Raw genomic sequence first — 12,514 nt, 5'->3', positions numbered from 1 at the left:
GCAAGGCATTCCCAGTTTGAAACGGAAATAGGTATAGAGTTGGGTAAGCGGCACATGAAGAGAAGATGCACGGCAGAGAGATAGCATGCTCTCTGCTTTTTTTTGCCTCCAATTTACATGATCGGATCAACCCGACGCCGTTGTCTTCAGTAGGCCGCACAGGTACTGCAGTCGATTTCTTTCGAATGCTTTGTATTTGCCGTTTTTTTAGCAAGCTTTATATCGAATGGGAATTACAATTTCTTAACTTTCGTAAATAATCATTTAATTATATAATCATTTACAAATATTTAGGGGTGTGAGAAAATGAACAGCAAAGCGGCTCGAGTGAATATCCCTGTCGTCTAGAAAGGAGTGGCAAGCATGATTTCAATTGAAGAGATGGCCGATGTACTGAAGCTGCTGGGCGATAAGAACAGGCTTACGATTGTCGGCCTGCTGAATGAGAAGGAACTATGCGTGTGCGAGATCGTCGAGCTGTTACAAACGAGTCAGCCGAACATTAGCCAGCATATGCGCAAATTAAAAGACGGCGGCCTCGTCAAAGAGACCAAAAGAGGGCAGTGGGTATACTACTCCTTAACTATTCAAGACAAGCCCTACATCGCGGAAATTCTGAACCGGATTCCTTCGCAAAAAGAAAAAATGCAATCGACGATCTGCGAGGAGAATGAATGCTGCAATTAACTCAGGAGGGCTTTTATGGTTTACATCGCTTTTCTTATTTTTTTACTCACCTTAACATTTGTGATTTGGCAGCCAAAAGGATTGAATATCGGCTGGTCTGCTAGCGCCGGAGCCATTCTCGCATTAATTTTCGGTGTAGTCAGCTTCGCGGACGTCGGTACCGTTACCGGCATTGTTTGGAACGCCACTTTGGCGTTTGTTGCCATAATTTTAATCTCGCTGGTGCTCGATGAGATCGGATTTTTCGAATGGGCAGCGCTGCATATGGCGCGGCTTGCACGCGGTAACGGACTGCTCATGTTCGTCTTTATCGTGTTGCTGGGATCAGCTGTCGCAGCTCTGTTTGCAAACGACGGCGCGGCCTTAATCATAACACCGATCGTGCTTGCAATGGTACGCGCGCTTAAATTTGAGGAGAAGATGATTCTTCCGTTTATTATAGCAAGCGGCTTCATTGCCGATACCGCTTCTTTGCCGCTTGTCGTAAGCAATTTGGTGAATATCGTATCCGCCGATTACTTCAATATCGGTTTTGTGGAATATGCGAGCCGTATGATCGTACCGAATTTTTTCTCGATCCTGGCCAGCCTCCTGGTACTGTATTTGTATTTTCGTAAAAGCATTGCGAAAAGCTACGATCTCTCCGAGCTAAAAAAGCCGGAAGAAGCGATCAAGGACAAGAGATTGTTCCGGCTATCCTGGGTAATATTAGCAGCTCTCCTCGCTGCCTACTTTGGCAGTGAATTTTTATCCGTTCCCGTGTCGATCGTTGCCGGGCTTGCCGCGATTGCTTTCCTTATGGCTGCGAGAAGAAGCCCTGTCATTCAGACATGGACGCTCGTCAAGGGGGCTCCTTGGGCTGTCGTCATCTTCTCCATCGGTATGTACGTCGTCGTGTATGGGCTCCGGAATGCCGGTCTTACCGATGCATTAGGCAGTGTCATTCAAGCAGTCGCGGACAAAGGACTATTCGCCGCTGCCGTAGGTATGGGGTTTATCGCAGCGATTTTATCCTCGGTTATGAATAACATGCCGACCGTGATGATCGACGCATTGGCCATACAAGGCACGCATACCGAAGGGATGATTCGGGAGGCATTAATCTATGCCAATGTGATCGGTTCGGATTTGGGGCCGAAAATTACCCCGATCGGATCTCTGGCAACCTTGCTCTGGCTGCATGTGTTAGCGGCGAAAAACGTGAAGATCGGTTGGGGCATGTATTTCAAGATCGGCATTCTTTTAACCGTCCCCACTTTGTTTATTACTCTCGTCGGTCTTTTTGCGTGGCTTTACTTGCTTCAATCCACGAACGTTAATGCATGGCTGATCATCGTGACTATCACAGCAGCCGTTGCGATGGCTACCATGATCGCCGTGAAGTGGGCATTAGGAAGCAAGCATAGAGGAAGTCAAAAAGTCTAACCCAAATCGGAAATTTAAAGGAGACATGTACGATGGAGAAGAAACCTCTTGTTTATTTTTTATGCACTGGCAATTCGTGCAGAAGCCAGATGGCGGATGGATTTTTAAAAGCGTTGGGCGGCGAAAAATATGAAGTGAAAAGCGCGGGGCTGGAGGCGCATGGCCTAAATCCGCGTGCGGTCCAGGTGATGAAGGAAGCCGGCGTGGATATAAGCCGGAATACGTCCGATGTGATCGATCCGGAACTGTTGAATCGCGCCGATTACGTGATTACCTTGTGCGGACATGCCGACGAGCATTGTCCCATGATCGCTAACAAGAATGTAACTAAGTGGCATTGGGGTTTTGATGACCCGGCAAAAGCAACCGGAACCGAGGATGAAATCATGGAACAATTCCGGACTGTCCGGGATTCGATTCAAAACCGGATTAAGCAATTTGTAAAAGAAGGGAAGTGAACGTCTCCTATGATCAAAAGGATGCATGTTGCTTTGAACTGTACCGATCTGAAGAAGTCTCTTGACTTCTATCGGGCTTTTTTTGGAGCAGAGCCAAGTAAAATCAAGGATAACTATGCTAAATTCGAGCTCGGGGAACCGGCCCTTCATTTTTCATTAAATGTCCGCCCTTTCGAACAAAAGGGTGTATTGAACCACCTGGGTTTCCAAGTCAATAACACCGAAGAAGTACTCGCTATGGGGGAACGGCTGCGTCAAAGCGGGCTTCTGCTCATTGACGAGATGAATACGACTTGCTGTTATGCGGTTCAGGATAAAGTTTGGGTGTACGATCCCGACGGAAATGCCTGGGAGATTTTCTACACAAAAGAGGATTCCGAATTTGAATCGGCGGGAGAAGCCCGGGACTTGTCATTGTGCTGTGCTCCGCCATCAGCACCGGTTCAGGTGAAGTTCGAATCTTTTAAAAAAGGGGTATAGTCCATGATTATCGAAAAATCGTACCATGCTCTAATTCCGAATCACATATTTATGGGTGGAGCAGCAGACGTGGAATCCATGGTAAAAAACGAAGGCATTGATGTTGTTGTTGATCTCCGAGGCGAAGCGACTGAAAGCGCCTATCCGAGTGACCGGGTGCAATGGGTTCAGATCCCGTTAGCGGATCGTTCCAGCCAGCCCCAGGAAAAAGCATTTCGACAAGCTATCCAAGCGGTGACAGAAGCATACCGCCAAAATAAAAAAGTAGCCTTTCATTGCGGCGGAGGAAAAGGAAGAACCGGTACTGTCGCCGCTGGAACATTGCTTGGTCTAGGGTTATGCCAAACGGTCGATGAGGCTGAAGCCAAAGCAAAAGAGATACGAAACGTGATCGAATTGAAACCGGCACAGAAAGAATCGCTGTTGAGATTGTTCCCAAACCGATAAACAGGAATGAAACCACTTGTTTGAGAAAGTGGTTTTTTCTTTTTATACAAGACCAAATCATAGAAAAATTAATGGTTGTAATTTGCAAGTAAATGCGATATAACTATTGCAGGAGGCGAAAGAGCATGGAAAATATTCGCGAGCTGTTTCAAATCATGACCCGCCGATTTGGTTTTCTAAATAAAAACTGCTGTACAGCCGGCGGATTGGACATTTCCTTGATCCAGAGCCACATCATCTATGAGATTGATCATCAGTTTAAGCCGTCCATGCAACAGGTAGCAGAAGCATTAGGTACCGATATTACAACTTTTAGCCGTCAAGTTCAGTCATTAATCAAAATGAACTTGGTGAAAAAGGTTCCCGATCCGGATGATCGGAGAGTATATATTCTTTCTTTGACCGTAGGGGGGAAATTCGTTGCAACGACGATCGACCAGCAAATGAATGCATATTTAAACGAGATCTTCTCACACATGAACGATTTTGAAAAAGAGACTGTACTTCGTTCGATCAAGCTGCTGAATGAGGCGATGGCAAAATCCGGCTTTTGCTGCACAACCCCTATGGGGTAATCTTTTTTGGTATATAGTTGCAAAATGCAAATAATTTAAAGGGTGATGACAATGGCTGAGGTATGGGACACAATCGTAATCGGGGGAGGGCAGGCAGGCCTAGCTTCCGGATTTCATTTGAGCAGGAACCGTCTGAAGTTCATGATTCTTGAGGCAAGCGATCAGCCGGCAGGTTCGTGGCCTCAATATTATGACAGTTTAAAGCTTTTTTCACCGGCACGCTTTTCCTCTTTACCCGGAATGAAAATTCAGGGGGATCCCGACCGGTATCTCCGGAAAGAGGAAGTTATCCGTTATTTACAGGACTATAGGGAAAAGTATCAGCTGCCAGTTAGATTAAATAAACGTGTGGTGTCCGTCGAGAAAAGTGGTGATGTGTTCACAGTCCATACAATGACCGGGGACATGTACCAGACCAGAACGATGATTAACGCAACGGGTTCCTTTCACAATCCGTATACCCCCGTCATTCAGGGAAGAACCGAGTTTAAGGGCGCGATCATGCATTCCTCCGAGTACCGCAATCCGGATCGTTTCAGAAATAAAAGGGTGCTGGTGGTTGGACGCGGAAATTCCGCCGTTCAAATTGGCGTAGAACTGGCAGAAGTAAGTAACGCCTCTCTAGCTGTATTACAGCCGGTTCAGTTTGTGAAGCAAAGGATATTGGGCCTGGATCTGCATGTTTGGATAAAAGCAATCGGCTTTGATACTTTTCCATTTTGGCGTTTAGGGAAAAGCGCCCCTAGCCCAAGCAATGTGATCGATTTGGGGTTCTATCGGGAGCGGATACAAGCAGGTAAGCCTGATCAACGGCCGATGTTTACGTCGTTTTATGCCGATGGCGTGGTCTGGAGCGATGGGACAAAGGAGCCGATAGACTCCGTTATCTATGCCACCGGGTACCGCCCGGATCTCTCTTATTTCAGCGGGATAGGGGCGCTTGATTCCGCGGAAAGGCCCTTGCAGGTAGCTGGCGTAAGCAGTTCCGTGCCTGGACTTTATTATGTAGGATTGGAAGGTCAACGCTCATTTGCTTCAGCTACTTTGAGAGGGGTGGGGCCGGACGCAAACTACATAGTACGGAAGTTACGTCTTCATTTAAGGAGCCTCTCTAAAAAGAGCAACTGATACCGGCCTGCGCGGAAAATGGTCATGAATATCCGATGGTCTGCAAGCTGGTTTCCGGTCTCCGGAACGGGGACTTTCGGAATTGCCGATTGCGTAAAACCGGGGAGACGTGTAAGGAGCTTGCAGAAAACGTTGTCCGCCGGGCCGCTTCCCGCTAATCCGTCTTTCTAATAAAACGAATGAGCAGCATCCGGAACAACAGGATGTGGTAAAGCGTGCCCGTCGCCGCATGCAGCAGTGCAGCGGGCAGATCGGACGCGGACCCGGTGAAGTAGGCTTTGGACGACCAGTAGGCCGGAAAGACGGCGCCAAGTGCCTGGATCGGGAACGGAATAAAATAAGCGATGACAGGGCCGAAAACAAGCAGTCCGACTCCTTTGGACAACGCCATGCCTTCTACTTTGTTGGATGCATAAGCGCCCAGAAACAAAGACATAACCGGTGCGGAGAGCGCCGCCATCGGCAGGATCATCAACATATTCCACAGGCGCACCGGGACTAACCCGGAGCAGGTGAGTATGAAGACGCTGTAGACGACGGACAGGAGCACCGGCAGGAAGAGCCGATACCGTAAATATCCTCGTTTCGATAAAGGCGTAACCGCATAATAGTCGATCAGCTTCTCGTCCCGCTCGTCGAGCATCAGGAAACCCGTCATGACCCCCAGAATGAGCGGTGTCAGAAATAGCGCGATACTCAGGATCAGATCATAATGGACGGCCAGGTCGAAGCCGGTCCGTTCCTCCAGAAGCATAGCGCCGGCCGGGACTCCGAACCGGAGCACAACTAATAGAAGCAGCGGCGCGAGCAGATAAAAGGCGAGCATAGGGTCCCGGGTCACTTGCCGCAGATCCCCGCGAATCAGATGAAACGTTCGGTTCATCGTCCTTCGGCTCCTTCCCCGATTTTATAAACGAGAAACCGGTAAACAGACTTCCGGGTCCAGCCATAAGCGAGCCCGATCCAAGCCAATAGCAAAACCGCGCTATACAGAAGCTGAGCCGGACTTGGAGCGGAGAAGGGCGCGCCGATGAGCAGAAGCGATCCGTAGGTCGGCAATACCGCAAGCAGCGGGCTGCTCCATATTCCGGCCGTTTCCAGGACTGGCAGCATGAACAGTAGTGTCGCAAAGGTAGACAGGAAGAAAAAGCCGTTTAACGTCTTCACCCGCACCGCAACCCCGAGACCGATAAACGTAAAAAACACCGAGGTCATGGCTACGCCGATTAGCAGCCATACGGGATTCGTGCCGAAGCCGAAGGCAGAGGCGTGGATGATCCAACTGGTAGCAACAGACAGCACCGATAGCGATAGCGTTTTGGACCAAATATACTCTTCCGGCGTATAAGGTGTCACAAATAAGCTGTCGTGGATGCCTTGCCCTTTCTCAAGCAGGACGAGTCCGCCGATAAAGAAAAAACCGAGCATGCTAGGGTCGGAGAACGTGAGCAGGATGTTCGTTTTCTCCAGGTAGCTGTCCGGCAGCAGCTGCATCAGGACGATATAGGCCACAGCGACGAGGGAATAAGCGTAATAAAAGCCGTGACGGAATTGCAGCAGAACATCGTATCGGAACGCCGCAGCCAACCTCATCCCAGACACCTCCCCGTAATGTTCACAAATATATCTTCCAGGGAAGCTTCCTGGGTATGCATCGTTTCGATAGTTCCGCTGCGGAGCAACTGGATAAACGCGGGATCGTTGCCGATCGTCCGCAGATCGAACGAGGCTCGCTTGAGCGACGAATCTTCCTTGTACTCGATTTGGACTTCCTTCTGGCCTTGGCGAACCTTCAGCTCGCGAGGGGAATCGATCAGACGGATGTCTCCGTCTACGATGAAAGCGACGCGGTCGCACAGCTCTTCGGCGGCGCTCATGTTGTGGGTGGTCAGAAGAATCGTTGTGCCTTCGCGTTTTTTCCGGAGGATCAGCTCCTTCAAGCTTTTGGCATTCACCGGGTCAAGTCCCGATGTCGGTTCGTCCAGAAACAGCAGGCCCGGTTTATTCAGAAGAGCCCGGCACATGTTCAGCCGCATTTTCATTCCTTTGGAATAATCGGCTACTTTCCTATGAGCGTACGGTTCCAGCCCGAGCATGGCCAGCAGGTTCTTCGGATCTTCCGTCTCACCGGAATATAACGAGCGGAATAAATTCAGATTCTCGATGGCCGTAAACCGGGCATAAAAGTTGGGGAACTCGAAGGCGACGCCGATATTCTCATAATAATCGCTCCGGACCTCCCTAAGCTCTTTGCCCATGACGCGAACGCTTCCTGCATACGGCTTGAGGACGCCGATCAATATTTTTTGGATCGTGCTTTTGCCGGCTCCGGACGGGCCCAGAAATCCGAAAATTTCCCCTTCGCGGATCGAGAAGTCGAGCCCTTTAAGCGCAGGCTCCTTAACTCCCGGATACCAAAACTGCAACTGTTGCACCTCAATCATCGGTTTCCTCCTTTTCGGCAATCAGGCCGTCCGCCACAAGACGGATGAGCAGTTCAATCGTATCCTCGTATTTGTCCTCGCCGATATGACGTTTCTGCAGGGCGAGCAGCACAAGCGAACGAAGCAGACTAACGATCGTTTCCGGATGTGCCTGGATCATGACCCCGCGTTGCTGAGCCAGCTCGAAAATCGGAATGAAAAAACGGGAGTCACTGTCAAAATGCTCCTTCAGCTTCTCCTCGGGTATTCCGCGGAACAACGTCTCCATGCTGTCGTTGTCGTAAAGCTGGCGGATGAGCGGATGGGTCTCCATAACGGCGAACGATTCCCGTAAAAACCGTTTGAACAGCGGCCGGGTCAGCTTCTCTGCAGATATAAGCAAATCCAGCAGACGGCTGCGGATGGCATGCTCCTCCAGCTGGAGAATTTCCAGATACAGCTCCTCCTTGGAAGGAAAAAACATATAAAACGATCCTTGCGCGATTCCTGCGGATTTGGTCAGGTCCGTGACGCTCGTTTTCTTAAGCCCGTGCACCGAGAACAGCTGGCGCCCATTCTCCACCAACCTGTCGCGGATAAGCTCTTTTTCTTTGTCGGTGAATTTGCGCATATGCGGATGACACCTCTTTTAAAAATATATGAATATATTTATTTTATATTCATATATTAAAGTGTCTGCACGCTTCTGTCAATGATTGCTGCCTCGGTTTACCAGCCGATCGTCACATTGGAGAAGAGGGAACCTTCCAGGGAGCTGTGCTCGGGGAAAACACTTTTATTGTTTGATGAGGGAGCTGGATAACCAGCCCTCTTATCGACGGGGCGCCGGTATCGCTCGCTGCATTCACACCGTGAATACGGCGGCTCGGCATAGGCCGACCAACGCCTCGACCACGCGGTCCGCGGCCGCCGTCGCCGCATTGCCGCACCGGATCGTGCAGCAGCCGGGGTGCCACTGGACGCCGAGAACGAATGTGCCGCCGGATTTCCGCTCGGAAGCGTAGTCATTTTGCCAAGTCAAAATGCTTCTCCCGCATAAGCTGAGCCTGTGCGGAGAGAAGTATGTATGGGTTGTTTTTTGGTTAAGAGTCGTTTGAAGTCGTTATTTTGGCTGAAATCCGCTTGGATGGCACAATAAGAGCGGTTTGCAGCTTCTAATATCGGCCGAAAGGGTGCAGACGCCTCCAGTTGGTGAAAACAAGAGGCCTAAACCGCCTTTATACACTTCGATCTATCGAAAAGGCGGGAAATAAAGGATGCCAAGGACTTTTATTTGCGTTGTACCGCCAAGTTACATTCGTCACGAAGACGCAGGGGCGTCCTGCAGCTTGCGTTTGCCGGCTCTTAGCGACATGCCGAAGCAGATCAGCAGAACCATACAGGCAAGCGCATACGGATAGTTGATATCCACATCGAACAAAAATCCGGCGACGATCGGTCCGGCGATATTGCCGAGACTGGTGAAGGCCGAGTTGAGACCGGCCACGTAGCCCTGCTGATCTTTGGCCATCATGGACATCTGGGTGCTGATGGCCGGACGCAAGATGTCGATCGCCAGGAAGACGATAAACGTAACGGCGAAAATGAGCCAAAACTTATGGACGAACAGCGTGAGCAAAATAAACAAACCGGCAAAAAACAAGCAAACCGAAATGACGCGTTTCTCTCCGAAACGGTTCAGAATCCAGCTGAACGCGGTCACCTGAACGACAGCGCCGGCGATGGAGCCGAACGTGATGATAAAGGCGATATCTTTAGGGCCGAACCCGAACTTATGGTCAACGAACAATCCGAAGACCGTCTCGAAGTTAGCCAGTCCGAACGACATGACAAAGACGATAACCAGGCTTAAAAAGTAAGGCTCGCGGTAGGAGTGCAGCAATTGCGAGAGAAGGCTTCTCCGTTGTTTCGCGGCGGACGCCGAATCGGCAGCCCCTTCCTTGGCCGGCAGCGACTCGGGCAAAATAAGCAGCGTGATGACGGCGGCGATCAGTCCGGCCACGGCAGCGGTATAAAAGGGGGTGCGAATCCCGAATTCGGCGATATACCCGCCAATGCCCGGACCGATAACGAAACCTGTCGTAATCGCCGCGTTAATATAGCCCATCCCGGCGGCGCGCTGCTCCTTCGTCGTGACGTCCGCGGCGTAAGCCATGACGGCCGGCATAATCAAGGCGGCGCTGACGCCGCCGAGCATCCGCGAGACGAACAGCAGCACCGGGTTGCTTGCGATTCCGAACAGCCCTTCCGACACCGCGAACACGAACATGCCGATGACGATCATCCGTTTTCTGCCGAACGAATCGGCCAGCCGCCCGGCCTGAGGCGAGAACAGAAGCTGCGTTAGCGAGAAGGCCGCTACCAGCAAGCCGACCGTGCTCCCGGTTATGCCGAGCTCGTCCATAAACATAGGCAGGATCGGTATGACGAGGCCGATCCCCGTAAAGACTAGAAATAAATTCAACATCAGGACCAGAACGGCCCCCCGATTTTTTAACAGCAAAGACATGTTTAATTCCTCCAAACGATATAAAAGCAAACATACTGAATATTCATTCTAGATTATGGTGAAAAAAAGGACTAGCGGGATGGCTTGGCAACGCCGTGCAAAAACACGTCCATTGCAAGCCGGTAAGCCGCCAGTGCCTCATCCCGGTCCATATGCCGGGAATGTTGACTTAATCCGAACGTCAAACTGTCCAAAATAATCGCGAGAGCCGCCACATTTGTGATCTGGAATTCGCCGTTGTCGACTCCTCGTTGGAGCAACTGCCGATTAAAGTTAAGATAACCTTGGACCATGGCGTTAATACGCTCTTCCACATCCGAAGCTTTCTCGGCATTGTTGAAAAACTCGTCAACCGCTTTGGTCAGCGGATGATTCAATTGGTCGATCGCCAAATGTTCAGCCATTCCGTATAATTTCTCGGCGGTAGTCGGGTAGAGCGGTTCTTTGGCCAGCCATGTTTCTTCCCATTCCCGGTTCCATTCCTCGATCAGATATAAAATCAGTCCTTCTTTGCTCTTGAAATGATAATAAATGTTGCCTGCGCTGCAGTCAGTCGCTTTCACGATATCTTCAATCGATGTAGCCTTGTAGCCTTTTTGCACGAACAAGGTTCTGGCTTTCTCGGCTATTTTCTTTTTGGTTTGCTCGCTTTGCAGCTTCTTTTTATTCATCCATACCGCACCTCTTTCCTGGCTGGCCGTGTACAGTCGTCGAAGTATACTGAACGTTTATTCAGTATTCTAACCGATCAAGAGATCATTTCGCAAGGTTTGTCTCAAAAAATGTGATTCCATATGTAAAACCTATAAAAAGATAATATTTTTAATATTTTCGCTATACAACAATTAGTGGTAGCATACGGATAGACTCGGACTGATGGAATAAGGTGCAAATGGCAAATGGACGGTAATCCGTCACAACCATAACGCTGGGCGGAGAGCTAAGCGCCCGGCAGTGATTAATGATTAAAAATCTTATCTGTAACATTGGAGAGGGTGCAGCATGAATCATTCGGCTTATTGGCTCGTCAACGTTCGTTTGGAAAGCGGCTACCGTTACGAAGAGGAAGAGATTACCGGAACCGAAACGGATCTATACCGCATCCGCATCGAGAACGGCCGGATGACGGCCATCGCTTCGGCTGCGGACAGTCTGCCGGGCGACGGGCTTCCGCTGCGTGATGCGGGAGGGCTCTTGATGCTTCCCGCTTTCAAGGAAATGCACATTCATATCGACAAAACCTACTATAGCGGGCCGTGGAAAGCGGTAAAACCGGTGACGGGGATATTCGGCAGAATCGAGGAGGAGCGGGAGCTCTTGCCGAAGTTGCTGCCTACCGCACAGGAGCGGGCGGAGAATATGCTCGCGCTGCTGCTTGGCTATGGCTCCACTCATGTCCGGACGCACTGCAATGTCGACCCGGTCGTCGGCTTGCGCAACCTGGAGGCGACCATGCACGCGCTTCAGACGTACTCGGGCAAATTGTCCAGCGAGGTGGTCGCCTTCCCGCAGCACGGGCTGCTTCGCTCGGATGCGGTCCAGCTCGTCCGGGAGGCGATGCGGCACGGCGCCACTCATGTCGGCGCGGTCGATCCGGCAACGGTGGACGAAAATATCGAGAAATCGCTGCAGACGATGATGGATATCGCGGTTGAGGCGGATGCGGGCGTCGATATTCATATTCATGACCGCGGTGAGACCGGAATAAGGACGATGCACAGGCTCGCCGAGCTGACGGAACAGGCCGGCTGGCAGGGCCGGGTAACGGTTAGCCATGCGTTCGGTTTTGCGGGCGAAGCCGGAGCCGCCGCCGAGCTGGCGGAACGTTTTGCAAGCCTTGGCATTTCCGTCACCTCGACGGTGCCGATCGGCAGTTTGATCATGCCGATTCCGATGATGCGAGCGAAGGGAGTCCGGGTTGAGCTGGGCAACGACAGCATTACCGACCATTGGTCGCCGTTCGGCACCGGGGACTGTCTGGAGAAAGCGGGACGGCTCGCCGAGCTGTACCGGTTCGTCGATGAGCGTTCGCTCGGTGAAGCGCTGGGTTTTATCACGGGAGGCATAATACCTCTCGATGCAGAAGGCAAACGGGTGTGGCCTGTAATCGGCGATGCTGCCGACGCGGTGCTGGTACAGGCGAGCTGCTCCGCGGAAGCGGTAGCGCGAAGAGCGAAGCGGGCAGCGGTGCTGTTCGGAGGAGAGGTCGTCTCCGGGGCGTTAGACGCCGGATAAAAGATGTCACGAAGAGCTGCAGCTCCTCGGCGCAACAAACAGGACGGGAGCTTCTCATTCGAGAGCAGCTTCCGTCTTTTTCAATCGACTTGAAAGTTCGAGTTGTTCGCCATACTAAGCGAAGGG

The 12,514-nt window shown here is 51.0% G+C and carries 15 protein-coding genes; 8 read left to right on the top strand and 7 right to left on the bottom strand.

What is annotated here, in order from left to right:
- Positions 1–363: 363 nt before the first annotated feature.
- The 7 genes from IDH45_RS09790 (at position 364) to IDH45_RS09760 (ending at position 5,200) form a co-directional block, all read left to right on the top strand.
- The gene (locus tag IDH45_RS09790; RefSeq protein ID WP_190927008.1) at positions 364–687 is read left to right on the top strand and encodes an ArsR/SmtB family transcription factor; all 324 of its coding nucleotides are present in this window, start codon (positions 364–366) and stop codon (positions 685–687) included.
- A gap of 15 nt (positions 688–702) precedes the next feature.
- Positions 703–2,112 (top strand): arsenic transporter, encoded by a 1,410-nt coding sequence (locus tag IDH45_RS09785; RefSeq protein WP_190927006.1) that lies wholly within the window; start codon positions 703–705, stop codon positions 2,110–2,112.
- Between the two features lie 32 nt (positions 2,113–2,144).
- Positions 2,145–2,570 (top strand): arsenate reductase (thioredoxin), encoded by a 426-nt coding sequence (gene arsC / locus IDH45_RS09780; RefSeq protein WP_190927004.1) that lies wholly within the window; start codon positions 2,145–2,147, stop codon positions 2,568–2,570.
- 9 nt (positions 2,571–2,579) lie between these two features.
- Positions 2,580–3,050 (top strand): ArsI/CadI family heavy metal resistance metalloenzyme, encoded by a 471-nt coding sequence (locus IDH45_RS09775; protein WP_190927003.1) that lies wholly within the window; start codon positions 2,580–2,582, stop codon positions 3,048–3,050.
- Positions 3,051–3,053: 3 nt separating this feature from the next.
- Positions 3,054–3,497 carry a protein-tyrosine phosphatase family protein gene (locus IDH45_RS09770; protein WP_223836515.1) on the top strand — a complete coding sequence of 148 codons (444 nt, stop codon included), beginning with the start codon at positions 3,054–3,056 and terminating at the stop codon, positions 3,495–3,497.
- Between the two features lie 125 nt (positions 3,498–3,622).
- Positions 3,623–4,072 (top strand): MarR family winged helix-turn-helix transcriptional regulator, encoded by a 450-nt coding sequence (locus IDH45_RS09765; RefSeq protein ID WP_190927001.1) that lies wholly within the window; start codon positions 3,623–3,625, stop codon positions 4,070–4,072.
- A gap of 51 nt (positions 4,073–4,123) precedes the next feature.
- A complete protein-coding gene (locus IDH45_RS09760) occupies positions 4,124–5,200 on the top strand; it encodes a flavin-containing monooxygenase (protein ID WP_190927000.1) in 1,077 nt (358 codons plus the stop codon).
- A gap of 154 nt (positions 5,201–5,354) precedes the next feature.
- On the opposite strand, the gene IDH45_RS09755 is transcribed toward IDH45_RS09760, so the two are convergent.
- The 7 genes from IDH45_RS09755 to IDH45_RS09725 form a co-directional block, all read right to left on the bottom strand.
- Complete coding sequence (locus IDH45_RS09755; RefSeq protein ID WP_190926998.1) at positions 5,355–6,083, bottom strand: hypothetical protein; 729 nt, start codon at positions 6,081–6,083, stop codon at positions 5,355–5,357.
- Positions 6,080–6,793, bottom strand: coding sequence for a fluoroquinolone export ABC transporter permease subunit (locus tag IDH45_RS09750; RefSeq protein WP_190926997.1), 714 nt, complete (start codon positions 6,791–6,793; stop codon positions 6,080–6,082). Before IDH45_RS09750 ends, IDH45_RS09755 begins: the two co-directional genes overlap by 4 nt.
- Complete coding sequence (locus IDH45_RS09745) at positions 6,790–7,644, bottom strand: ABC transporter ATP-binding protein (protein ID WP_190926995.1); 855 nt, start codon at positions 7,642–7,644, stop codon at positions 6,790–6,792. The genes IDH45_RS09750 and IDH45_RS09745 overlap by 4 nt, the downstream gene beginning before the upstream one ends.
- Complete coding sequence (locus IDH45_RS09740; RefSeq protein ID WP_190926994.1) at positions 7,637–8,254, bottom strand: TetR/AcrR family transcriptional regulator; 618 nt, start codon at positions 8,252–8,254, stop codon at positions 7,637–7,639. Before IDH45_RS09740 ends, IDH45_RS09745 begins: the two co-directional genes overlap by 8 nt.
- A 234-nt stretch (positions 8,255–8,488) precedes the next feature.
- A complete protein-coding gene (locus tag IDH45_RS09735; protein WP_190926992.1) occupies positions 8,489–8,665 on the bottom strand; it encodes a hypothetical protein in 177 nt (58 codons plus the stop codon).
- 279 nt (positions 8,666–8,944) lie between these two features.
- Complete coding sequence (locus tag IDH45_RS09730) at positions 8,945–10,153, bottom strand: MFS transporter (RefSeq protein ID WP_190926990.1); 1,209 nt, start codon at positions 10,151–10,153, stop codon at positions 8,945–8,947.
- Positions 10,154–10,224: 71 nt separating this feature from the next.
- On the bottom strand, positions 10,225–10,824 hold the full coding sequence (locus IDH45_RS09725; protein WP_190926988.1) for a TetR/AcrR family transcriptional regulator: 600 nt from the start codon (positions 10,822–10,824) through the stop codon (positions 10,225–10,227).
- A 331-nt stretch (positions 10,825–11,155) separates the two neighbouring features.
- Here IDH45_RS09725 and IDH45_RS09720 point away from each other — a divergent pair, with 331 nt between their 5' ends.
- Positions 11,156–12,388, top strand: a complete 1,233-nt coding sequence (locus IDH45_RS09720) for an amidohydrolase (RefSeq protein WP_190926986.1) — start codon at positions 11,156–11,158, stop codon at positions 12,386–12,388.
- Positions 12,389–12,514 lie beyond the last annotated feature (126 nt).

Source organism: Paenibacillus oceani (assembly GCF_014705615.1).
Classification (GTDB): domain Bacteria; phylum Bacillota; class Bacilli; order Paenibacillales; family NBRC-103111; genus Paenibacillus_AB; species Paenibacillus_AB oceani.
This window is presented reverse-complemented; position numbering and strand designations above follow the sequence as displayed.

Bases quoted from the DNA above. Each gene is read 5' to 3' on its own strand.
- IDH45_RS09760 (WP_190927000.1), top strand. From the start codon at position 4,124: ATGGCTGAGGTATGGGACACAATCGTAATCGGGGGAGGGCAGGCAGGC.
- arsC (WP_190927004.1), top strand. From the start codon at position 2,145: ATGGAGAAGAAACCTCTTGTTTATTTTTTATGCACTGGCAATTCGTGC.
- IDH45_RS09720 (WP_190926986.1), top strand. From the start codon at position 11,156: ATGAATCATTCGGCTTATTGGCTCGTCAACGTTCGTTTGGAAAGCGGC.
- IDH45_RS09775 (WP_190927003.1), top strand. From the start codon at position 2,580: ATGATCAAAAGGATGCATGTTGCTTTGAACTGTACCGATCTGAAGAAG.
- IDH45_RS09785 (WP_190927006.1), top strand. From the start codon at position 703: ATGGTTTACATCGCTTTTCTTATTTTTTTACTCACCTTAACATTTGTG.
- IDH45_RS09765 (WP_190927001.1), top strand. From the start codon at position 3,623: ATGGAAAATATTCGCGAGCTGTTTCAAATCATGACCCGCCGATTTGGT.
- IDH45_RS09730 (WP_190926990.1), bottom strand. From the start codon at position 10,153: ATGTCTTTGCTGTTAAAAAATCGGGGGGCCGTTCTGGTCCTGATGTTG.
- IDH45_RS09750 (WP_190926997.1), bottom strand. From the start codon at position 6,793: ATGAGGTTGGCTGCGGCGTTCCGATACGATGTTCTGCTGCAATTCCGT.
- IDH45_RS09770 (WP_223836515.1), top strand. From the start codon at position 3,054: ATGATTATCGAAAAATCGTACCATGCTCTAATTCCGAATCACATATTT.
- IDH45_RS09755 (WP_190926998.1), bottom strand. From the start codon at position 6,083: ATGAACCGAACGTTTCATCTGATTCGCGGGGATCTGCGGCAAGTGACC.
- IDH45_RS09725 (WP_190926988.1), bottom strand. From the start codon at position 10,824: ATGAATAAAAAGAAGCTGCAAAGCGAGCAAACCAAAAAGAAAATAGCC.
- IDH45_RS09745 (WP_190926995.1), bottom strand. From the start codon at position 7,644: ATGATTGAGGTGCAACAGTTGCAGTTTTGGTATCCGGGAGTTAAGGAG.
- IDH45_RS09790 (WP_190927008.1), top strand. From the start codon at position 364: ATGATTTCAATTGAAGAGATGGCCGATGTACTGAAGCTGCTGGGCGAT.
- IDH45_RS09740 (WP_190926994.1), bottom strand. From the start codon at position 8,254: ATGCGCAAATTCACCGACAAAGAAAAAGAGCTTATCCGCGACAGGTTG.